The sequence below is a fragment of the Hyphomonas sp. genome, assembly GCF_018402285.1.
Lineage (GTDB): Bacteria > Pseudomonadota > Alphaproteobacteria > Caulobacterales > Hyphomonadaceae > Hyphomonas.
Genome location: NZ_JAGYJH010000003.1, coordinates 573,948 through 595,830, shown reverse-complemented (window position 1 = coordinate 595,830; position 21,883 = coordinate 573,948). Strand labels below are relative to the sequence as shown.

22 protein-coding genes are annotated in these 21,883 nt (G+C 63.6%); 5 read left to right on the top strand and 17 right to left on the bottom strand.

Features of this window, described 5'->3' with window-relative positions; genetic code table 11:
• Positions 1-70 precede the first annotated feature (70 nt).
• From KG722_RS05590 to KG722_RS05575, 4 genes are all read right to left on the bottom strand, one after another.
• Entirely contained in the window at positions 71-1,072 is a 1,002-nt protein-coding gene (locus tag KG722_RS05590) for an alpha/beta hydrolase (protein WP_213270538.1), read from the bottom strand.
• 134 nt (positions 1,073-1,206) lie between these two features.
• Positions 1,207-1,857 (bottom strand): redoxin domain-containing protein, encoded by a 651-nt coding sequence (locus KG722_RS05585; protein ID WP_213270537.1) that lies wholly within the window; start codon positions 1,855-1,857, stop codon positions 1,207-1,209.
• Between the two features lie 53 nt (positions 1,858-1,910).
• Entirely contained in the window at positions 1,911-4,046 is a 2,136-nt protein-coding gene (locus KG722_RS05580; protein ID WP_213270536.1) for a thioredoxin family protein, read from the bottom strand.
• Positions 4,047-4,203: 157 nt separating this feature from the next.
• Positions 4,204-4,998: a SapC family protein gene (locus KG722_RS05575; RefSeq protein WP_213270535.1), complete on the bottom strand. Its 795-nt coding sequence runs from the start codon at positions 4,996-4,998 to the stop codon at positions 4,204-4,206.
• Between the two features lie 130 nt (positions 4,999-5,128).
• Here KG722_RS05575 and KG722_RS05570 point away from each other — a divergent pair, with 130 nt between their 5' ends.
• A complete protein-coding gene (locus KG722_RS05570; RefSeq protein ID WP_213270534.1) occupies positions 5,129-6,985 on the top strand; it encodes a DUF885 family protein in 1,857 nt (618 codons plus the stop codon).
• A gap of 36 nt (positions 6,986-7,021) precedes the next feature.
• Here the strand turns inward: KG722_RS05570 and KG722_RS05565 are convergent, their stop codons facing one another.
• The 3 genes from KG722_RS05565 to KG722_RS05555 all read right to left on the bottom strand — a co-directional run bounded on the left by KG722_RS05565 (position 7,022) and on the right by KG722_RS05555 (position 8,728).
• Complete coding sequence (locus KG722_RS05565) at positions 7,022-7,360, bottom strand: hypothetical protein (protein ID WP_213270533.1); 339 nt, start codon at positions 7,358-7,360, stop codon at positions 7,022-7,024.
• A gap of 154 nt (positions 7,361-7,514) precedes the next feature.
• The gene (locus tag KG722_RS05560) at positions 7,515-7,850 is read right to left on the bottom strand and encodes a DUF2794 domain-containing protein (RefSeq protein WP_213270531.1); all 336 of its coding nucleotides are present in this window, start codon (positions 7,848-7,850) and stop codon (positions 7,515-7,517) included.
• A gap of 260 nt (positions 7,851-8,110) precedes the next feature.
• Positions 8,111-8,728 carry a COQ9 family protein gene (locus KG722_RS05555; protein ID WP_213270529.1) on the bottom strand — a complete coding sequence of 206 codons (618 nt, stop codon included), beginning with the start codon at positions 8,726-8,728 and terminating at the stop codon, positions 8,111-8,113.
• A gap of 90 nt (positions 8,729-8,818) precedes the next feature.
• Between KG722_RS05555 and rpsU the strand changes: the two genes are divergently transcribed.
• Together rpsU and KG722_RS05545 are read left to right on the top strand one after the other, a co-directional pair.
• Positions 8,819-9,073, top strand: coding sequence for a 30S ribosomal protein S21 (gene rpsU, locus KG722_RS05550; protein ID WP_366910220.1), 255 nt, complete (start codon positions 8,819-8,821; stop codon positions 9,071-9,073).
• Positions 9,074-9,341: 268 nt separating this feature from the next.
• A complete protein-coding gene (locus KG722_RS05545; protein ID WP_213270527.1) occupies positions 9,342-9,980 on the top strand; it encodes a hypothetical protein in 639 nt (212 codons plus the stop codon).
• 29 nt (positions 9,981-10,009) lie between these two features.
• Here KG722_RS05545 and KG722_RS05540 read toward each other — a convergent pair whose 3' ends face one another.
• The 5 genes from KG722_RS05540 to grxC all read right to left on the bottom strand — a co-directional run bounded on the left by KG722_RS05540 (position 10,010) and on the right by grxC (position 13,630).
• A complete protein-coding gene (locus KG722_RS05540; protein WP_213270525.1) occupies positions 10,010-11,401 on the bottom strand; it encodes an ABC transporter permease in 1,392 nt (463 codons plus the stop codon).
• On the bottom strand, positions 11,401-12,372 hold the full coding sequence (locus tag KG722_RS05535) for an ATP-binding cassette domain-containing protein (RefSeq protein WP_213270524.1): 972 nt from the start codon (positions 12,370-12,372) through the stop codon (positions 11,401-11,403). Before KG722_RS05535 ends, KG722_RS05540 begins: the two co-directional genes overlap by 1 nt.
• A 111-nt stretch (positions 12,373-12,483) precedes the next feature.
• Positions 12,484-12,786: an aa3-type cytochrome c oxidase subunit IV gene (locus KG722_RS05530; RefSeq protein WP_213270522.1), complete on the bottom strand. Its 303-nt coding sequence runs from the start codon at positions 12,784-12,786 to the stop codon at positions 12,484-12,486.
• A gap of 120 nt (positions 12,787-12,906) precedes the next feature.
• On the bottom strand, positions 12,907-13,359 hold the full coding sequence (locus KG722_RS05525) for a DUF1178 family protein (protein WP_213270520.1): 453 nt from the start codon (positions 13,357-13,359) through the stop codon (positions 12,907-12,909).
• 10 nt (positions 13,360-13,369) lie between these two features.
• Positions 13,370-13,630 (bottom strand): glutaredoxin 3, encoded by a 261-nt coding sequence (gene grxC / locus KG722_RS05520; RefSeq protein ID WP_213270518.1) that lies wholly within the window; start codon positions 13,628-13,630, stop codon positions 13,370-13,372.
• Positions 13,631-13,941: 311 nt separating this feature from the next.
• Here grxC and KG722_RS05515 point away from each other — a divergent pair, with 311 nt between their 5' ends.
• Positions 13,942-14,853 carry a methyltransferase domain-containing protein gene (locus tag KG722_RS05515; RefSeq protein WP_213270516.1) on the top strand — a complete coding sequence of 304 codons (912 nt, stop codon included), beginning with the start codon at positions 13,942-13,944 and terminating at the stop codon, positions 14,851-14,853.
• Between the two features lie 20 nt (positions 14,854-14,873).
• On the opposite strand, the gene KG722_RS05510 is transcribed toward KG722_RS05515, so the two are convergent.
• Genes KG722_RS05510 through KG722_RS05495 form a run of 4 tightly spaced genes read right to left on the bottom strand, consistent with a single transcriptional unit; the run spans position 14,874 to position 17,624 of the window.
• The gene (locus KG722_RS05510) at positions 14,874-15,056 is read right to left on the bottom strand and encodes a Flp family type IVb pilin (RefSeq protein ID WP_300998252.1); all 183 of its coding nucleotides are present in this window, start codon (positions 15,054-15,056) and stop codon (positions 14,874-14,876) included.
• On the bottom strand, positions 15,053-15,469 hold the full coding sequence (locus tag KG722_RS05505; protein ID WP_213270515.1) for a (deoxy)nucleoside triphosphate pyrophosphohydrolase: 417 nt from the start codon (positions 15,467-15,469) through the stop codon (positions 15,053-15,055). The genes KG722_RS05510 and KG722_RS05505 overlap by 4 nt, the downstream gene beginning before the upstream one ends.
• Positions 15,466-16,716, bottom strand: a complete 1,251-nt coding sequence (argJ, locus tag KG722_RS05500) for a bifunctional glutamate N-acetyltransferase/amino-acid acetyltransferase ArgJ (protein WP_213270514.1) — start codon at positions 16,714-16,716, stop codon at positions 15,466-15,468. Before argJ ends, KG722_RS05505 begins: the two co-directional genes overlap by 4 nt.
• Complete coding sequence (locus tag KG722_RS05495) at positions 16,713-17,624, bottom strand: peptidylprolyl isomerase (RefSeq protein ID WP_213270513.1); 912 nt, start codon at positions 17,622-17,624, stop codon at positions 16,713-16,715. Before KG722_RS05495 ends, argJ begins: the two co-directional genes overlap by 4 nt.
• A 180-nt stretch (positions 17,625-17,804) precedes the next feature.
• Here KG722_RS05495 and secA point away from each other — a divergent pair, with 180 nt between their 5' ends.
• Complete coding sequence (gene secA / locus KG722_RS05490; protein ID WP_213270512.1) at positions 17,805-20,549, top strand: preprotein translocase subunit SecA; 2,745 nt, start codon at positions 17,805-17,807, stop codon at positions 20,547-20,549.
• Between the two features lie 215 nt (positions 20,550-20,764).
• On the opposite strand, the gene KG722_RS05485 is transcribed toward secA, so the two are convergent.
• Positions 20,765-21,703 (bottom strand): DMT family transporter, encoded by a 939-nt coding sequence (locus KG722_RS05485; protein ID WP_213270510.1) that lies wholly within the window; start codon positions 21,701-21,703, stop codon positions 20,765-20,767.
• Between the last annotated feature and the right edge of the window lie 180 nt (positions 21,704-21,883).

Below are 21,883 nucleotides of genomic sequence, written 5' to 3'. Positions count from 1 at the left end.
CGTTCGCGCGCAGATTTACCCTGAAGGCCCGGGCAATCAAGCAAAAGGATCGTGGCAGAAATTCTGCCGGTCAGATCGAAACCTGCCCGGTTTCGACGCTCCGATGGGGATCAGAATGGTCCCATTCGGCCAAAAGCATACGGAGCGTGGAGATAAAGGCAATGGGCTGGTCGAGCATCACATGGTGGCGGGCATGGGGCACCGACACGAATGGTACCTGATGGCCCAGCAGGCTGCGCATGTAGTCGCCCACATCATCGGGCATCAGCGCACTTTCCTCGCCCCGGATGATAGCGATGCGGCACTGGGCGGCCTTCAGCATCTCGGCCGGGTCCAGCCCCGGCTCGAACCGTGTCCAGATCATCGGGTCGAATTTCCAGCTCCACCCGCCATCGGCCCGCTTGAGGCTCCAGCGGGCGATGTAGTCCATCGCGTAATGGTTCTCGCAGAGTTGCGGTGGGGCAAGTCGGAACCGGGCGAGCGCGGCGGCAAGGTCGGGATAGACCTTGTGCGGACGGCTGGCGCGCGAGGGTCCGCCGCGCGGCCGTTCGGGCGGGTTTACCGGGCTGTCGACAATCACCATGCCCTCAAACCGGCTGCCATGCTTGGCGCCGGTGACGAGCGTCACGAAACCGCCAAAAGAATGAGCAACGATGACAGGCTTGCGCGGCCCCTCGAAGAGACCGGCCGCTTCGGCCACGGCGACTTCCTCCAGCGAGAAAGTATCCATGTCATAGGTTTCGCGCCATTCGCTGTCGCCCATCCCGGAGAAGGTCAGCGCGGCCACATTGTAATGCTCGGCAAAATAAGGTGCGATGAAATCCCACCAGTGCGCATGGGCGCCATTTCCGTGCACGAATAATAATCCCGGTGCGCCGCGCTTGCCCCAGCGCTGGAATGTCACCTCGGCGCCTTTGACCGTCACCTTGCCCATTTCATAGGGTACCGCAACCGCTTCCTTGAACCAGACCGGCGAGGGCGGTAGGCCGCCTCCATACTCGGCGAGCGGGCCCCCTTCCGACGGCATCTCGGCGGGCTGGTCCTTGACGATCGGGTTCTTGTCTCTGCTCATCGGCGCCTCCTCCTCGTTGCAGGTTTGGAGGCATATCCGGCAGCGGGCAAGCCTTTCGCCGCGTCAGAGAGCAAAAGCAGATAGGCCAGCAGGTTGCCCCGCCGGCCTCTGTCACTCCTAGCGAGGCTTGAGCGTCAGTATTTGACGGCGCAGCCATAGGGTTTGGACGTGGCGGTCGCCACTGGCTTGCCCGCATCGAGATCGGCCAGCGCGGCCGTCACATAGTTATCGGCCTTGGCGATGTCATCGACCCGAGCCGACGAGATGGAGTCAATTGCGCCGTCATAGACGAGCTTTCCTTCCGGCGTGACGATGTACATGTGAGGCGTGGTCTTGGCGCCGAAGAGGCGGCCGATGTCGCCGCTTTCGTCCAGGATCACGTGCGAAGGCGCCGCGCCGCGCGTCGTCGTCAGCTCATTAGCCTTCGCCGGGGTGACGTGACCCTGCGAACCCGGACGGGACGAAATCACCGACAGCCAGACGATATCGTCCGAAGTCGCTGATTTCTGCAGGGACTGCATGTTCGACGGCGGGTCGGCGTAATGCTTCTTCACGAAAGGACAGCCATCATTGGTCCATTCCAGGATGACCGTCTTGCCTGCAAAGTCTGCCAGGGAAACCGTCTCCCCATTTGACGTGGTGCCAGTGAAGGCCGGGGCGTTTGCGCCAATCGCTGCCGGAGCGGGCGCAGCTTCCGCTGTGGAGGCGATGAGCGCGCCGGCCGTGAGAGCGACGGCGGCGGCCATGCCAGCAGCGAGGCTGAGATTACGGCGGGAAAACAACATGGGCGTCTCCAGTCTTTTCAAAACGTGATGCTATTGCAGGACACAAAAGCCGCTCAGCCTTCCACAAGTCCAATGACAAGTTCTTGAGTGAGCAGTTCGGGCAAGATCTGCGGTTCGCTCGCGCCGGCCGGATACCAAAGATACATCGGCACGCCTGCCCGCTCGCGCAGCTTCAGCTCCTGCGCAATCATCGGGTCTTTCTGCGTGAAATCCGCAACGAGGAAGGCAACATTCGCCTCAGCAAAAGCGTCCTGGACCTTGCGGGTCTTGAGCGTCGTCAGCTTGTTGACCTGGCAGCTGGCGCACCAGCTCGCGGTAAAGTCCACGAACACCGGGCGACCCTCAGCCAGCATCGCTTCAACCGTTTCAGGGCTCCAAGCCGCTTCTCCATAAGTGCCGGTGAACGCGGCCGCGTTGCTGCCGGAAACTGCCGCCCCCGGAACATTCGCCTGAACGGCCGGATAGATAAAGGCCACGCCAAGGGCCGCAACGGCAACCGCCTTGCGCACCCGCCCGCCCTGCCGGCCAATCCAGATCGCGAAGACGAGCGCGGTCGCCCCGGCAAGCGTCCAGCCCGCTGCCCCTGCCCCTGCAAGGCCCGCAACGACAGACAACAGCCAGGCAGCCGTCAGGAACATCGGGAAGGCAAAGGCCTGTTTCAGCGTGTCCATCCATTTGCCCGGCTTCGGCAACAGGCGGTGCAGGCCCGGCACAAAGCTGAGGATCAGGAAGGGCAGCGCCATGCCAAAGCCCATAGCCAAAAACACGGCGATCACCGACGGAGCCGGCTGGCTGATGACTGCGCCAAGCGCGGCGCCCAGAAACGGCCCAACGCACGGCGCGCCGACCACAGCCGCCAGAATGCCGGTAAAGAAGGCGCCCGCCGCCCCGCCCCGATTGGCAAGAGTGCCGCCAAGGTTCTGCACTGAGCTGCCGAGTTCGAAAAAGCCCATCAGCCAGAGGCCAACGGCAAACATCACCAGCGTCAGCACCGCCACGGTCGGGGCATGCTGAAGCTGGAAGCCGAGCGTTGCCGAGCCTGTCGCCTGCCGCACGGCAAGCAGCGCCCCGGCAAGAACAAAGAATGAGACGAGCACGCCTCCTGTATACCAGAGACCATGGGATTTCAGCTCGCCCGCATGCCCTGATGCGGCTGCCTGCACCATGCCGATGGCCTTCATCGAGAGTACCGGAAGAACACAAGGCATGAGATTGAGAATGATACCGCCGATGAGGGCAAAGAAGGCCAGCATTGCAATGCGCTGGAGGCTGATCGGGGCGTCTTCGCCGCCGCTGCCAATCGCGCCGGTTCCTTCAGGAGCTGGCGCGACATCCCAGTCCGCTGTACCAGCAAATGCTTCGCCGCGAACTGCCGAGATTTCATAACCGATAGGGTCTGCGCCTGGCGCGTCAATCCGGATGACGCCGTCCAGTGTCTCAGTGATCTTGCCGGCGCGGTCCGGCGTCAGGATCAGGCTGGCGCCGTCCGGGCCTGCCTTCTGGGGCTGGGCGGCGGGATGGCTGATTTCATGCTGGAATGGAAAGAAGCGGATCTGTGCGCCTTCGGGAAACCCGCCGTCCAATCGAAGGGAAAGCGACCACAGCTCGGCAGCGTCCTCAATGCGGGCCTCGCCCGCAAAGGCGGTAGGAACCCGGGCTATCCACTCCCCGATCTCTGCGCCGGCCACGGCATTCTCGAGGGGCGCACCCACGGGCAGCGTCAGCGAGACGTCCGCCGTTTCCGGAATGCAAATCGACTCGCAGATCAGATAGTCAGCTTCAGCAACGATGCGCAGCTCTCCGCTCGCATCCTCCGGAACCGTCACGGGAAAGGCGAAGATGACCACGTCATCATAGCCATAATCCATGATCTCGCCTTCCACGACAGGAATGAGGTGGGGCAAGGGCCAGAAGAAGTCTCCGATCGCGGTCTCGGGAAGGGTCGTTCCTTCCTCCAAGATCAGCTGCGGCGGCAGGCCCGCATCCCCGGCATTACGCCAGTAGATGTGCCAGCCGTCATCCATCGTCATCTTAAGCGCGCCGTAAAACGTATCGCCGGGCGCAACACTGGCGCGGTCTGCGATCAGCTCCGCCTCGGCCCGGCGCTCATCAGACTGCGCAGCCGCCAGACCGGCAACGGCCAGCAGGCTCAGCGCGGCCGCGATAAATAGCCGGTAAAATCCTGTCATTCGCAGCCGCTCCGTCAGAAAACCCGTTTCGCCGCTGATATGCGCTGTGCTGGCGTCAGGGGAAACCCCTCCTCGCCGGTTCGTGATGCCGCGCCCCCAACGGAAAACGGCCCTCCGCAGGGAAGGCCGTTCAGGCAGATCAATACTGCATGGCCGATCAGGCAGCCGCTTCACCCGGAGGCGGCGTGCGCACGGCGCGGTTGACGACTTTCGTCCAGTTGAGCAACGACACGAGGTGCGCGTAGCAGGCGCCAAGGGCACCATTATTGCGCAGTTCCATGAACTTCTCGGGCGACAGGGCGCTGAGGCGCTCTTCGGAGATCGCCCAATAGTCGGCAATCTTCTGGGCCGGGCCGGTCGGATTGCCCTGCGGGTCGCGCGGCTGGAAGGTCACGGTCTTCTGCTCGAAGAGGTCCATGTCCCGGATCAGCTTGACGAAATCGACCGTGGCGCGGCGCTGGCGCTCGAATTCCTTACAGAACTCGATGGCATCATTGGTGAACTGGGTCGGCTGGCCATTTTGGAAGAAGGGCACTTCCGGCTGGTTGGACACCATCGGCGCCGAACGGTCGACGCAGAGGAGCAACCGGTCAGAGCCTTCATCGGCCGCAAACACGAATGGATAACGGCGCACGAAGGCCGGGATGTAATAGTCATCCATCACCATGCCGTCGGCATTGACGTAAAGGTTCTGGCCCTGGCGCACGCCCATGACAGCGACCGGGGTGCGATCTTCACCAACAAAGATCACAGGGTAGGAGGCGCCGGCAATGCCGAACTCGGTAACGGTCACCGGAACCGCATGCGCTTCGCGCAGGAAGCTGAACGGCTGAGGGATCTGCTTCACGCCAAGGCCGCCATGTTCTTCGGCGGAGAGCGGCTGCGGGTTTTTGTAGAACAGGACTTGTCCGGAGAGCGCGGCCGGGCCGGCATTGGAAATAGGCGTTGTCACGTTGCGTGGCTCCTGGAAAATTTGGCGGAGGAGTAACGGAAATAAACTATGGCCACAACTCCCGAAACAGGCTCAATTACAGTGAAAGTCGAGTAATATACCTGTCATGCAAGCCCAATCCGGACGCAGAATGGCAAGCCTCCTGCCAGCTGGGCTTTGCGCAGCTCTTTTTTCCGTGCTGCTTGTTGCCTGCAGCCCCCGGGCTGACCCCGAAGGCACGCCACTGCGCGTTGCCCGCGAGATCGAGAGCACGCTGACGACCATTGCCCAGAACGAAGTGACCCGCGACCCCGAGCTCGCCACCCGGCTGGGGCTTCCCGAAGCCGAGGCCGGATATAGCTACAATCGCTACCTGACCGACCGCTCGCAGGCCGCCTATGAGCGCGCCCGCCTCGCCCGCCTTGAGACCCGTGACCTCCTGGTGCGCATCACACGGCCCGCCCGGGGCAGCGCCCTGGCGCGCCATCTCGACACTGTGATCGCTGCGCATGAGACGGCCGAGACCCTGTTCATGGCTGGCCACGGCACCTCAGGCCTTGGCGCGTCCCATCCCTACATCGCCGACCATACGCGCGGGGCCTTTCTTGATGTGGCCGACCTGCTTGCGCGGCATCAGCCCCTGCGCACGCCGGGCGATGCTCGCGCCTTCGTGGACCGGATGGCCCAGTTTGCCGACGCCATCGAAGACGACCGCAGGCGCCTGGAAGCCGATGCCCGCTCCGGCGTTGTGCCGCCCGCGCCCATCCTGCGCCGCATGCAGGGCCTTGCGGCTGCCGCAGCTGCCACGCCGCCGGAGCTGACCCCGCCGGTCATTACCTTTGAAAACCTCGTGCCCGGGATAGAAGGCCTCGAATCGGCCGAGCGCAGCCGCCTTTTGACAGAAATCCGCCGCCTCGCCGCTGAAGAGGTGCAGCCTGCCTATGCTGCCTTTGCCGCCAGCGTGAACACGCTCGCCAACACAGCGCCGGAGCTGCCCGGCGTCTGGCAGCTGCCCGAGGGCACTGCCTATTACGCCGCCGCGCTGAAAGCCTATACCGGCGACGAGGCCTCGCCGGCCGGCCTGCACGAGCGCGGCAAGCTGGAAGTGGCTGCGCTGCTGGGCGAGACAGACCGCGCGCTAGCCGCCCTGGGCCTTGCTGAAGGCACAGTAGGCGCACGCCTAGCGATCCTGTCAGCCCAGCCCGAACAAGTCTATGCCGACACCGAGGAATCCCGCGCGGCGCTGATCGGGCGCATCCTCGCCCATGCCGACCGGGCCGAAGCGGCGCTTTCCACCCAGTTCGACTTCGCGATGCCGGAAAAAGCGGGTCTGCGCGCCGTGCCGCCGGAATTTGCAGGCTTCCTCCCGCCCGCTGCCTACCTGCCCCGCGCTCTGAGCGGCACGGCGCCTGCCCGCGTCGAGATCAACCTCGCCCGCCTTGCCGACTGGCCGGACTTCACCCTCGCCGCCATTGCCTTCCATGAGCTGGTTCCTGGCCATCATCTTGAAAGCACCGCAGCCCGCAGTGAGGCGGGCCTGCCGCTCGCGCGCCAGCTCATCTGGAATGTCGCCTATGGCGAAGGATGGGCGTCCTATGCCGAAACCCTTGCCGATGAACTCGGCCTCTATTCGGACGATCCGCTGAGCCGCATCGGCTACCTGCAATCCATGCTGCTGCGGGCCGCAGGGCTGGTGGCCGATACCGGCATCCACAATGAACGCTGGTCTCGCGATCAGGCGACTGCCTATCTCACAGAGACGGTGGGCCTCAGTCTTGAGAAAAGCGCCAACGAGGTGGACCGCTACACAGTTCGGCCCGGCCGCGCAGCGGCCTACTGGCTCGGCCGGGAGCGGATCCTCGACCTGCGGGAGCGCGCCATCCGCGTGCTCGGCCCGAAATACGACCCCAAGGCGTTTCACCGAGTAATCCTGGCAGGCGGCCCGCGCCCGCTCAGCATGGTCGAGGAAGACGTAACGCGCTGGTACACGGCGCAGGTCGAGGACTGAGCCCTTCCCCGCGCCGCGTGCCACAATACGAGAGTATCAGGCTGCCAGCCTGGCAGGCTCTTGCGCCCCGCGGCAAACGGGCATGAAACCCGCCTCCAGATCAGCCACCATCGCCTTACGCAGGGCGCCGTCAAATTCGAGCGCCAGGAACACGGCGTTGGCGCCGTAGCGTTCCGCCTCTGCCAGCGCCCAGATGGGCTGAATGTCGTGCGGGCGGCCGGTCAGTTCCATGACCCTGTAAACCCGCCAGCCACAGGCATCCTGGGCTGCGAAAATGGCAACACCCGCACTGCGCGCCCACGGGGCATCTGCCGCCGTGCGCTGGAATTTCCAAGCCTTGCCTGACTTGCCGCGAAAGCTGACTTGACCAAACATGTTCCTGCTCCGTTCCTTATGGGGTGTTCTTATGATGTTCCAGTTTGGTTCGCAAGAAGTTTTTGGTAAACAAAGGGTTAAACGGCAAATGGGCCGTTAACGTTCTACTGTGGATGAGCTTGTGGAAAAACGGGCGGCCCGACGCGTCACCGCTTCAGCGCACGATGGAGAACTTGCGCGTCTCAAACACCCGCAACACCTGCTTCAGCTCGCGCCCACGCCGCAGCACCTGCCCGGCCGAACCGTACACGGCATACTGGCCTTGGCGGTTGGCAAGAGCTGGTTCTTTTTCGATTCGCCAGGTCGGGCTTTCGGCATGCCGGCGGAATATCGCGAAGGTCGCCAGGTCCCGTTCCATGCCGATGGCATAGTCGCGCGCTTCTCCGGCGATCACGAGACGGCCATAGACATCAAGGATAGGCTGCATCTCTGCCCTCTGAAAGGCAACGACCTGGTCCGGCGCAGGTTTCCTGTGGAAAGAATCCGTCATGTCCGCTACAGTTTCGTCACAGCTTTTCGTCCGCGTCCAGCCCCTTGTGGAGCTAACGCAGAATTAATCCCGCAGACTCGTTTTGACCGCAATTCGGCCTTGTGCGCGCCGCATCCGGCAGCCATCTTAACCTTGTCGGACGGAGGACTTACGCAAGCGCCCCGGACCCATCAGCCCCCCCAGCCCCCTGGGGTGTTTGTAGCGCCACCGTCCGACAACCCAACCCCCTCAAAATCAGCAATTTTTTTGCGCTAATGCTGTCAGCTGTGTTTTGGCGGCATCCGGTCGAGGAACGGCTTTACGAATCGCCCCGCCATCCGTCCGGCGCCGGACGCATGCGCCAGCCGCCGATTGATGAAGGCGTCCAGATCCTCCGGAGACGGATTATCCGCCCAGTGCAGCACGATTCCAGGCAGCACGCTCGCGAGCAGCCCGCGCTTGGAATAGCGGTTATAATCTTCCGACGTATCGCCCGCTGCGGTCCACACCATGTCGGCCACCTTCCAGCTGCGCTGCAGCGCCGGGCCCGCGCCCCATGGCAGGAAACCCCGGCTTGCTGCGCGGCGTACCGCCTCGCGGTGGGGCTCCAGCTCAGCCAGCCAGGCCAGAACGCCCCGCTTCACCTTTTCCGGCACCCGCAGGCCGGTCATGTCTTGCGCGCCCAGCGCCGCCTTCGCGCGCTCCCCGGCCTCGTCGAAAAACCCTTCCAGCAGGTCGATTACCCCGCGCGGGGCAGCCAGCGCCTGCTCCCCGCCGGTCAGCCCGGCTTTTGCGGCAGCAGCGTCCGCGGCCGCCTCGCTCCAGCCGTCAAAAACTACTTCGGGCAGCAATGCGTCCAGCCAGCGGCGGCGGAGCAGGACAGAGGGCGGCGTGGTCATGTGTCGAATCCCGGCGCATGGGGCTTGGCGAAAGACGTTTCTCCGTGATATAGGCCGCGCTTCTTAGGCTGTCAGGCCCGAAATCAACGAATTCCAGGGTGCCTGGCGCCCGTAAGAACCCGATGGAGAAGTCCCATAGTACAGATCGTCGTCCGCGATAACAATGTCGAGCAGGCTCTGCGCGCGCTGAAGAAGAAGATGCAGCGTGAAGGCCTGTTCCGGGAAATGAAAGCCCGTCAGCATTTCGAGAAGCCCTCCGAGAAGAAAGCCCGCCAGCGCGCCGAAGCCGTACGCCGTGCCCGCAAGCTCGCTCGCAAGCGGGCCCAGCGCGAAGGCATCGTGTAGGCCCTTCCCGGCCTTCCGGACGAGACCGAAAAAGCCCCGCCAGAGCGATCTGGCGGGGCTTTCTGTTTCGTGCACGTCGTCGGCGCGCGGGAAACCCGCAAGGCCGGCCACCCCTGCGCCACCGGCCCTTTCGTGCCATTTCGGACCAGATTTTCCCTGAAAAAACTTTTTGGACCTGTTTCAACTTCGATTTTCGCAGCCGGTGGAACCGAACCCGCCTTCAGTCGTTCCCAATCCAGACCTTGTTACCAAAAAGTCAGGTTTCGCCATGTCGCGCACTACCCTGTTCGAATACCGCGCCTGGCCCTCGGAGGGTATGCCCCATATCGAGGCGCTTCATCACATATTTGGCCTCGGCATCGCCGAGATCCGGACTGACACCTACATCTTCTCGCCTGCCCGGCCGGACTGGCTGATTATGATGCACGGGGCAGAGGAGCTGGAGATCCACGAGAAAACCGGCGAAGAGGGAAGCCTCTCGGTCTGGAAACTTGTGGCTCGGTCCGAATTCCCGGTGCGGCGCAGTTTCGTACGTACACTGCAGGATGCCCTTCCCGGTGCCCATCTGTCCCACCGTATCATGGTGCCGGCCGACATCATCTCCTGGCTCGATCGTGACGTAAGGACTTTCACGGTCAGCAAGCGAGCCGTGCAGTTCAACCGGGAAGGCTGCGTGGCGGAGTTCTCGCAGATCGATGCCAATGGGCGCCGCGCAGAAACCTTTTGCCTTACTTCAAAGCGGCAAGAGATCGTGAGCGAGGCCCTCGACCTCCTGCCGTCCCCGCGGCTGCCGAATGTCGACTTCGGCTCCTGGCTCCTGGACTGTTCCTGGAATGCGCAAGCCCTTGAACCCGCTCGTAAGGCGAATGGCCCTATGCCCATTCTGGGCGCAGAAAAAGTGGCTTGAGACCGTCCGCCTGCCGCGTAACCCCTAGCCTACCCCGCCTTAGCCTTGATCCCTACGGCGCGCTTCAGCATGCCGCCGAGCTCGCCGATTCCGGCGCCATGCACTGCGCCTGCGCGGTAGACCTTCGTGGCGCCCCAGACAACGAGGAAAGTGACGACCAACATCATCGCCATCTGCGCCAGAACTTCCCACATCGGCGGATCATGCGGCATCCTGAGGATAAGGAGGAAGGGCGTGAACAGCGGGAACCAGGAGGCAATGTCCACAATGGGCGAGCCGGGATCCTGGAACGCCACGAAGATCGCAAACATCGGCAGCATCAGCAGGATCATCATCGGGCTTAGCAGCGTCTGTGCTTCCTGGATCGTGTCGCAGAGCGAGCCCAGCGCCATGAATAGCGCGCCATAGAGAATATAGCCCAGCACAAAGCTGACGAGCCCCGGCACAATCAGCATCGGATCGGTCGCGGCGGTAATGAAGGGCGCGATCATGTCGCCCATTCCCGGCACCTGGCTGGCTGAAACCGCCGAACCGATGATCCCGAACAGCGACCAGGAGAGCATCATCGTCGAGGTCACGGCAAACACAGCCAGCATTTTCCCCGCCAGCAGCTGGGGCAGCTGCACGGACGTCAGCAGCGTATCGAAGATCTTGTTGGACCGCTCCTCGATGGTGCCCATCAGCAGGTATTGAATGATCGAGAAAATCATCAGCCAAAGGAAATAGGCAAGCGCTGCCGAGACCAGCGCCGGGGCGCGGTCTGCCATCGTCACTTCCGCGCCGCTTTCGCCCGCCTGTGTCGCCGTCAGGCGGAAGGCCGACACCTTCACCGCTGCGTCATCGGCCATTTTGAGGAAATCCGCGCCGAGGCCTGAAGCTGCCAGCGCTTCGGTCCGGCTGAGATCGCGCATCGCGATTTCCGCCGTCCGCCGCAGCGTGTCGACATTCACGTCGCCGCTCCAGTATTCCAGTTGTGATCCGTCCCCGGACAGGATGAACACTGCAAACAGCGGCTTTGCCCCCTCAGGGCCCTCTACCAGACGCTCCCCCGTCAGCCAGGGCCGCAGCTCTTCAAGCGTCTGCGCCGGCGCAGGCACTTCATAGAACTTCCGTCCGCTGGCCGCTTCGCCGAGCTGGTCCTCGGCCTGCGCCAGCGGAATGTTCATCTGCTCGGCCAGTGCGCGCGCCTCTTCGGCCGCCTCGCTACTGCGCCGCTGGAACTCGCCCTCGATCGCCTCGGCATAGACGCGCGTAGGCTCCACCACCGCAAAATACCGCACCGGCGAAGCCGTCGCCGCAAAGTATCCAAAGCTCGCGCCGATGATCAGGAAGATCGGCACAGCCGCGAGGCTCAGCCAGAAGCCCCAGGCTTTGACATAGCCCAGATAGTCGCGCCGGAAGATCAGGTAGATATTGCGCATCACACTGTCTCCCTAGCCACGGCACCGGCGGGCGCATCAAGCGCGGCCGCTTCTGCCTCCCCCACCAGCGACACGAACACATCGCGCAACCTTGCTTCTTCCGGCTGGAAGCCGATGATCGGCGCGCCGGTCTCCAGCACGGCCCGCAGCGCGTCCTGCGGTCCCTGCCCGGGCGCAAGATCCACCCGCCATGCCTCGCCCGGCCCCTTGTCGGCGGCGCGGTGCACGGAAAATCCCTTCGGCCCCAGCGCCGCGGCGAGGTCAAACCCCGCCTCCAGCGTGATCCGAGCACCCTGCCCCAACGTGGCATAAGCCTGGTCGAGCGTGCCATCGAGCACCTTGCGCCCCCGCGCCAGCATCACTATCCGGTCGCACAGGCGCTCGGCATGTTCCATCACATGGGTGGAGAAGAGGATTGTCGCCCCGCGCGCATGCTCGGCCTTGATCAGGTCTTCCAACGTCTGCTGGTTCATCGGATCAAGCCCAGAGAACGGCTCATCCAGAATCAGAAAATCCGGGCGATGGGCCAGCGTGGAGAGGATCTGCACCTTCTGCGCCATGCCCTTGGAGAGTTTGGAAATCCGTGTCGTGCGGAACGCGCCGAGGCCCGTTGTCTCGAGTAACTCGTCAGCCCGTGCCCGTGCATCGCTCGCGCTCATGCCTTTGAGACGCGCAAAATAGGTGATCGTGTCACGCGCGGTCATCTTCTTGTAGAGGCCGCGCTCCTCGGGAAGGAAGCCGACGCGCTTAAGGTTCTTGAGGTCCGGCCGCGATCCGAAAAGGCGCACTTCGCCCTCATCCGGTGCCATCACCCCCAGCGACATCCGCAGGCTGGTCGACTTGCCCGCCCCGTTGGGCCCGAGAAAGCCGACAATCTGCCCGGCCGGCACTTCAAACGAGAGATCACTGACAGCTGTAAACCCGCCGAATCGCTTGGTGGCATGGGTGAGAATAAGTGGCGCGTCGCGCAAGGGCGGCCTCCTGTTACCGGACAGTCTCAGAAACTTTAGCGATTTTCGATAAAGTTCAAGGGGTATGCCCAAGAAGCATTTGCAGCGGCGTTAATCGCGCGCCGAAATTCCTTACAGGAGGACGCCGAACAGCCAGATGAAGGCCTGAACGATCAGGGCGAGCACGATCATCACGACCACAGTCGCCATCCAGCGGCCACCGAGGTTCATGAACAGGCCGGCGCCAAAGCCGAGGATCGCCATGAGGCCGAGCGACACAGCCCAGGGCAGGCCGATGGCGATGGCGAGGGTTGCGTGGCCAACGATCATGATGGTGATCAACGAGCCCCAGGTGGAGCCGGTGATGAAACCGTCCCATGTGGATTTCTGGTCGTGGATGTTCATTTCACCGCGATGATATTCCTGGCTCGCCATGAGGGTCTCTCCACGTCTTTGAAAGTCTGGTGGATCGCGTTCTAACCAAGCCCCCGCCCGCGTTCAAGCGTGTCAAATCGCGCGCACTGCCGCAGGGGGGGGCGCCATTGCAACCCGCATTCAGTTCAGGGGCGGCTTGCGCTTGGCCGTTTTCGGCGGCTTGGGCGCAAAGGGCGCCGGCAGTGGCACGGCCGCAATCCCTTCCTCGGCGAGGGCTTCGCGCTCCTCCGCCGTCGTCTCGCCCCAGATCGGGCGGTCTTCCTGCTCGCCATAATAGATGGCGCGGGCCTCTTCGGCGAACCCGTCGCCGACATAGTCGAAATTCTGGGACACATGTTCACGGGCGCGGCGGATGAATTCCTTCATCACCGCCGCTTCATCCATCTTGCCCGGTAGGGCCTTGTCAGACGGGCGCACGGCCGGCGCCATGATCTGCTTGGACACCTTGTGCCCCGCGCATTCCGGGCAATCGATCTGCTTTCGCCTGGCCAGCCGATCAAACGCCTCAGAGCTGGCAAACCAGCCTTCGAAGGAATGGTCACACTCCTGGCAGACGAGCGCGTAGAGAATCACGGACGCCTCCTCAGGCCCCTGCAAGCATCGGGTCGAGCATGCCCGCCCGGTCGAGCGCCACCATGTCGTCACAGCCGCCAATGTGTTTCTCGCCCACGAAGATCTGCGGGAACGTCCGCCCGCCATTCGAACGCTGGATCATTTCCTCGCGCAGCTTGGGGTCCATGCCAGCGTCGATTTCCTTGAAGTCGGCGCTCTTTTGCTTGAGCAGCGCCACAGCGCGGGTGCAGTACGGGCAGAACTGGCGGGTATAGATGGTAACCTTCGCCATGGAGGGAATCCTTTCGTCAAAACCTGAACATTTCCGGTCGGTCTGGGTCCGAAGTGTCATCAACGCGTTATATGGTGACATCCATAGCGCGGACAACGCGCGCCAGCACCAGCACGTCGATCTGCCGCGCGCCTGCCCGTTTCAGGGCGCGCACGTATGCGTTCAGCGTCGCCCCGGTCTCAGTACGTGATCGACCAGCAGAACATAGCGCGCTTCCACCAGCTGGCGGCGGGCGCGGCGGCCCCAGGAAATCCCGTGTCTCGCGGAATAGGCTCTTGGCCCGGCGCCTGCCAGCCTTCATATCAGCGTCTATGCCCCCTGCCCCTCCTCCGCAGATATTCGACCGCGACAAGCTGATCGCCCGCCGGCAGGCCTTCGCCCGGCGCTTTGACGAGTATGACTTCCTGCGGGCCCGGGTGTCGAGCGATCTTGAAACGCGCGTGGCGGATACCCCCCGCATTTTCGAGGCCATGCTGGAGCTCGGCGGGGCTGGCGGGGGACTGTCGCAGGCCCTTATCACCCAAAACCGGGCAAAATCAGCCATCGTCGCCGATACGTCGATTGCTTTTCTGGAGGCTGCCCGCGCGCGCGGGCTGGAGGCGGTCTTCGCCGATCCCGAGGCCCTGCCCTTTGAAACGGAACGGTTCGACCTGATTGTCTCGCCGCTCGTTCTTCACTGGGTGAACGACCTTCCCGGCGCACTCGTCCAGATCCGCCGGGCGCTCAGGCCCGATGGGCTTTTCCTCGGAGCCCTCTTTGGCGCAGGCACGCTGGCCGAACTGCGCGAGGTTCTGGGCGAAGCTGAAACCGAGCTCTCCGGCGGCCTCAGCCCCCGCGTCTCGCCGCTTCCCGGTCTGCGGGACATGGCGGGGCTGCTTCAGCGGGCAGGCTTTGCCCTGCCTGTCGCTGACCGGGACACCGTCACCGTGCGCTACCGCCAGCCCGGAGCCCTGATTGCAGACCTGAAAGGCATGGGCGAGCGCGCCGCCTTCGCGCGCGGTATCGCCCGGCCACTGCCGCGCGGCGTGCTTGCGCGGGCGATAGAGCTCTACAAGGAGAGGTTTTCCGATCCCGACGGCCGCGTGCGGGCAACGTTTGAGATCTTGCATCTGTCAGGCTGGGCCCCCGCGCCGGGTCAGCCCCAGCCCCTGAAACCGGGCAGCGCAAAAGCCAGCATGGCGGACGCGGTAAAGCGCGCCGGAGAGACGGGCGGAAAGAGCTGAGAAGCGCCGAAAAGACCGGCTCAGACCTGAACGAGATTGTCCTCGACATACTGGTACATGTCGTCATTGGCGCTCGCAAACGCAGAGAGACTGCCGAGGATGCCGACAACCATGAGGGCGGCAATCAGGCCGTATTCGATCGCGGTTGCGCCGCGTTCGTCGCGCGCCAGACGCTTCATCCGTTTTCTGAACAGGCCCATCATTGCTCCGCCAGGGTTTGCTCCAGCAACCAGTCGAACAGAGGAAGGTCTGCCGGTGGCGCAGGATAGTCTCGCAGCCTTGCAGGCTCTACCCAGGCGATGGCTTGCCCCTCGCGCGGATGGATGGTCCCGGTCCAGCTTTCACAGCCATATAATGGCATCAACAGGTGAAAGTCGGGGTAAGTGAAGCTCGCAAATGTCAGCGGCTTCAGTTCCTCTTCCTTAACCACGATTGAAAGCTCTTCGTGCAGCTCCCGCGCCAGCGCCGCTTCGGGTGTTTCGCCCGGATCGACCTTGCCGCCCGGAAACTCCCAGAGGCCCGCCAGCTGTTTGCCTTCCGGGCGCTTGGCCAGGAGGATGCGGTCCTGCCCGTCCCTCAGCGCCGCCGCCACGACCAGCAACAGCCTGCGGCTCATGTCCGGTAGGCGCCGTTGATATCGACATATCCGTGGGTGAGATCGCAGGTCCAGACCGTCGCCCGGCCGCTGCCTGAACCCACAGAAACCCGGATCGCAAATTCAGGCTTTGCAAACACTGCGCTGGCCGCCGCCTCGTCATAGTCGGGCGCCCGCGCGCCATCCTTTGCCACCTGCACGTCATCAAACCAGATCGCCAGCCGGTCGGCCTCTATCGGCTCATACGCCTTGCCGACCGCCATGACGATCCGGCCCCAATTAGCATCGCCCGCCGCCATCGCCGTCTTGATCAGCGGCGAATTGGCAATCTCGCAGGCAATCTTCTTCGCGGAGGCGGGCGACGCCGCATCCTCAACGGTGATCGCCGCGACCTTGCTCGCCCCCTCCCCGTCCTTGACCACCTGCATGGCGAGGTCGAGGCAGACTGTCTTCAGCGCCGCGGTGAATGCCCGGAACCGAAGGTCTTCCTCGGAGGTCACCGGCGCCATGCCACTCGCCCCGGTCGCAAACACCATCAGCGTGTCGGAGGTAGACGTATCCCCATCGACCGTGATCGCATTGAATGTCTCGTCGGCCACCTGCTTCAGCGCCGCCTGCAAAAGCTCCGGCGTAATCGCCGCATCGGTGAACACGTAGGACAGCATCGTCGCCATGTTCGGCGCGATCATGCCCGAGCCCTTTGCGATCCCGGCAAAGCGGACCTCGGTGCCCTCAATGCTGGCAACAGTTCCGGCCCCCTTGGGATAGGTATCCGTCGTCATGAACGCCCTGGCCATCTTCTCCCAGTCCGGCGCACCAAGCCTGCCCGCCAGCTCCGGCACGAGCGCGCCCACATAGTTCGGATCGCTGAGCGGCTCCCCGATCACGCCCGTCGCCGCGAGGAAGCACTGCTCCTTCTTTGCCCCCAGCGTCTCCACTAGCGCCTTCAAGGTCTCCTCATTCTTGAGCACGCCCTTCGGTCCGGTGAACGCATTGGAGTTGCCCGAATTGACCACCAGCGCCGCCGCCTTCCCGCCGCCCGTCTCCAGCGCCTGCCGGCACCAGCGCACATCCGCTGACGCCGTCAGCGAGCGCGTGTACACTCCCGCGCAGGTCGTGCCCGGATCAAACACCGCCAGAAACACATCGTCCCGCGTAATGCCCCGGCGCGCATAGAAACCAAGACTGCCGGCAGCCGCCCGCAGGCCGCGCACGTCAGGGAGCACCGGAAAGCTGGCCGGCGTAAAGGGCGAGGGAGTTAGATTCACAATTCGTCTCCGGTAAGGGGTGTTGCCGGGCCCTCAGTCGGGGTTTCCGGGGTGAATGACTGGCCGCCGCCTTCCTCGATGCGCGCCTCGGTCCGCAGGCGGCGCAGGATGCGGCTGACCTCGCTCAGCGTCAGGAAGGTGGCGATCTCCGGCCGCATCTCTTCGCGTGTCTTGGGCGGCTCGGTGCGCCGGTCCTTGACCTTCAGGAGGCGCCAGCCCCCCTCTGCCTCAAACGGCGGCGACACATCGCCCACCGCCGTGTTAGCAATCACTACCGGATAGGGGTCGGGCAAATCATTGGGCGACACATATCCAAGGTCCCCGTTCTCCATCCGCGTGGCGCTGTCCTGGGAATGGTTGAACACAAGGCTCTCGAACGGCTCGCCCGCTTGCACGCGCAGCCACACCGTCTCGGCTTCTTCCTCGGTATCTGTCACGATATGGGCCACCGACACCTGGTCGTTGACCTGCTGCAGGCGCACCTGCTCGGCATACATCTTGTCGATCATCTCGTCGGTCACCTGCTTGGCAACGACACTCTCCACCAGCAGATTGCCCATGATGCGCTCCTGCGCCATCTCGAGGCGGCGCATCGCGGCCGGGTCCTTCTCCAGGCCAAGGCGTTTGGCCTCCTGCGCCATCAGCTTCTGGTCGATAAGCTGGTCGAGTACCTGCCGGTAGGCCTCGTCATCCGGCTGCAGCGCGGCGCCGGAGACCACCAGCCCGCGCGCCACCGATTCGAGCTCGACATCGGCGGTATAGACCGCCTCCCCGTTCACCATTGCGGCCACTTCGCGGCTGACCTCCCGGGGCGCGTCCACCTCAAACCCGTCCTTCGAGCAGGCGCCCAGCAGAAGCAGCGCGCCAACGGCGCAAAAGGCTGTAAAACCAGCAGACCTGCGGATCATCGGCTTCCCTCCCGGGCTGAAGGCGCCTCATTGACACCCCTTGGCGGCGTTCTTAAGTCTGCCCCGCGCGCTGGTCGAGTGGTTTCGTCCGGCAAAGGCGCGGTGGGAGAAGCCGGAAAAGTCCTGTAAGGTGTCTGGCAGGATTAGAAATTTTTACCCGAACTGGTTGGTGCTGCTTACATGCTTTCTATAGCCCGCAAGATCTTCGGAACCGTCAACGATCGCAAACTCAAGCCGATGCAGGCCCGGGTAAACCGGATCAACGCGCTTGAGCCGATCATGGAGGCGCTGTCCGATCAGTCCCTCAAGGGCAAGACGGCCGAATTCCGCAAACGCCTCGCTGATGGCGCAACCCTGGACAGCCTGCTGGAAGAAGCCTTCGCGGTCGTCCGGGAAGCCGCCAAGCGCGTCAACAACATGCGCCATTTCGATGTGCAGCTGATGGGCGGCATGATCCTCCATTCCGGTGCCATCGCAGAAATGCGCACCGGTGAAGGCAAGACACTTGTCGCCACCCTCGCCGCCTATCTCAATGCCTTGGAGGGCAAGGGCGTCCACGTCATCACGGTGAACGACTATCTCGCGCGCCGCGACGCCGAATGGATGGGCCGCATCTATGGCGCCCTAGGCATGTCCACCGGCGTGATCGTCCACGGCATCTCCGACGACCAGCGCAAGGCCGGCTACGCCGCCGACATCACCTACGGAACGAACAACGAGTTCGGCTTCGACTATCTGCGCGACAACATGAAATACGCGCTCGACCAAATGGCCCAGCGCGGACACCATTACGCTATCGTCGACGAGGTGGACTCCATCCTGATCGACGAAGCGCGCACCCCGCTGATCATCTCCGGCCCGACGGACGACCGCTCCGAGCTTTACATGGCCGTCGACGCGCTGATCCCGCGCCTTGAAGAAGGCGACTTCGAGCTCGACGAGAAACAGCGCTCGGTCGTTTTCTCCGAGACCGGCAGCGAGAAGATGGAAGAATGGCTGATTGAGGCCGGCGTGCTGGAAGGCTCGCTCTGGGAGCCATCCAACATCTCCCTCGTCCACCACTCGAACCAGGCCCTGCGCGCCCACAAGCTCTATGCCCGCGACAAGGACTATATCGTCAAAGACGATCAAGTCATGCTGATCGACGAGTTCAGTGGGCGGATGATGGAAGGCCGCCGCCTATCCGAAGGCCTCCACCAGGCCATCGAGGCCAAGGAACGCGTCGACATCAAGCCCGAGAACCAGACCCTCGCCTCGATCACCTTCCAGAATTATTTCCGCCTGTACAAAAAGCTCGCCGGCATGACCGGTACCGCGCTCACCGAGGCGTCCGAGTTTGGCGACATCTACAAGCTGGAGGTGATTGATCTGCCCACGAACAGACCTGTCCGCCGGCTTGACGAGGACGATGTCGTCTACCGTACCGCCAAGGCCAAGTATAACGAGATCATCAAGGAAGTGCGCGCGGCAAATGCCAAGGCCCAGCCGATCCTGCTCGGCACCGCCTCCATTGAGAAGTCCGAACTTCTCTCCCACCTGCTCACCGCCCAGCGCATTCCGCACAAGGTCCTCAACGCCCGCCATCACGAGCAGGAAGCCTTCATCGTGGCTGAGGCCGGCGTGCCCGGCGCTGTCACCGTCGCCACCAACATGGCCGGCCGCGGCACTGACATCCAGCTTGGCGGCAATTATGACATGCGCCTCGAGAATGAGCGCACCGCCAAGGAAAAGGCCCTCGGCCGCGTCCTGTCTGAAGGCGAAATCTCTCTGCTTGGCGCGCAGATCCGCGCCGATATCGAGGTCAAGAAGAAGCAGGCGCTCGACGCTGGCGGCCTCTATGTTCTGGGTACCGAGCGCCACGAAAGCCGCCGCATCGACAACCAGCTGCGCGGCCGTACGGGCCGTCAGGGCGACCCCGGCAAGTCGAAATTCTACATCTCGATCGAAGACGACCTGATGCGCATCTTTGCGGCCGACCGCATGGACGCCGTCATGCGCCGCCTCGGCATCAAGGAAGATGAGGGCATCACCCATCCCTGGATGAACAAGGCGATGGAAACCTCGCAGAAGAAGATCGAGGAACGCAACTTCGAGATCCGCAAGAACGTCCTCAAATATGACGACGTCATCAACGACCAGCGCAAGGCCATCTTCGAGCAGCGCATGGAATTCCTGCGCTCTGATGATGTCTCCGACGTGATCCAAGACATGCGCGAAAACGTGATCGATGCGCTCGTTGCCCGCACAATGCCGGAAAAGGCGTATGCGGAACAGTGGGACATCGCCGGGCTTGAGGACAGCTTGAAGACCGACCTTGCCCTTGATCTTCCTGTCCGCGACTGGGCAGCCGAAGAGGGCGTGGCGAACGAAGAGATCGCCGGGCGCGTGCGTCAGGCTGTCGAAGCCCATTATGCGGAACTTACCCGTCTTGTCGGCGACCAGCAGATGCGCCGCATCGAGAAGCAGTTCCTGCTTCAGGTGCTCGACCTGCGCTGGCGCGAACACCTTCAGCAGATCGACCAGCTGCGCTCGGTCATCCACCTGCGCTCTTATGGCCAGCGTGATCCGCTCAACGAGTTCAAGCGCGAAGCCTTCAACCTGTTCGACAGCCTCCTCGGAGAGCTGCGCGCCACCGTCACCCGCTCGCTGATGCACATCCGCGTGCAGCAGGCCCCGGCGCAGCAGCCCCAGCCGGTGGCCCCGCCCCCGCGGCCCCAGCCGCCTGAACAGGTCCGCGAAACCAAGCTCGATCCCGATACCGGCGTCAACGAGATGAACCCGGACGATACCGCAGCCCCGCCCGGCCCGGCCCTGCATCAGGCCGAGGACGACTGGTCCAACACCCCGCGCAACTCCGCCTGCCCCTGCGGGTCGGGCAAGAAATACAAACACTGCCACGGAGCCATCGAAACCCAGAAAGCCTGATCGGCCCTCAACAGCTCTCAAGCGCCCCGCTCCCAAGGCGGGGCGCTTTTCATTTGGGCGTCGTGTTCGGCGTTTTGCCGTACCCGTCGTTGGAGTTTTTGCCCTTCCCGTTGGAGTTTTCCGGGCCGCCGTTGGAATTTCTTGGAGTTCTTCAGCGCGTTTTGCCGCCGGAAAATTCCCCTCAGGGTTGATCTAATATCCCGTGGATAAGTCCCCTATCCAGACCGGCCTTTTCCCCCTTGTTTGGCGAGCCAGACCCCGCCAAGGATCAGCGTAAAGGCCAGCGCCGCGTTCCAGCTTTGGGTCTCCCGGAAGAACACCCAGCCGAACACCGCGCCTGCCACCGGCACCGAATAGCCCGTCAGCGACTGGAAGGTCGCCCCGGCCCGCGCGATCAGCGCCATATAGATGGCCTGCGCGATGCCCGAGGGGCCAAGGCCGAGCGCGGCCACAGCCGCCCAGTGATACCAGTCTGCGCGGACCTCTGACGGCGTCACCGTCAACGCCAGCGGCCAGGAGAGCACCGCCGAGATCGAGATGAAGCCAGCAGCCATTGGGATCGCCTCCATCGGCGGGGCCGCCCGGGCGATCAACGTGCTGGCCGAAAAGGCGAGGGTCGCCAGGAGGAGCAGCATCTGCGCCGTTACGCTGGCCGAGCCGAAATGGGCAATCGCGTCGGGCCCGAAGAGCGCCACCACGCCCGCAAAGCCGAGCAGGATGCCAAAGCCGGTATTGCGGGTCATGCGCTCATCGGCAAACAGCAACGTGGCCCCCAGCACCACAAACACCGGCGCGGCCGCCGTATACAGCGCCGCCAGGCTCGAATTGACCGTCTGCTGGGCCACCGTGATTAGGAAGAACGGGATCAGCGAGCCAACCACCCCCATAGCCGACAGCACGCCCCAGCGCCGCCGGTCGGAGAAAGGCGGCAGGCGCTTGCCCATCGCCAGCATCAGCGTCAGCAGCACTATGGCCCCGCCGGTCAGGCGCGCGGGCAGCACCCATTCGGGCGGCAGGCCGTCGGCGGTGTCCTTGCCCACGGCCACCCGGGTGAGGCCATAGGCGCCCGCCCAGATCACCGTCAGCACCGTGAACAGAATCCAGACGATGGCTGGCCGGGTGGTTTTCGCACCCGGCAGGGATGCCTCTGTCATCGTTGTCCTCCGCGCAGCGTCAGGCGCCGTCTTGTCTCCCCTCCGGACTAGCACGCAGCTTGCAAGCGGCAAGGCGGCAATTCCCGTTTGTCCCTTTTCGCAGCGCAGCGCTACAAAGTGTGGGGTGGACGGGGCAAGCACACCCATTTAAAGGGGCGCAACCCTGTGAATTCGTACGCC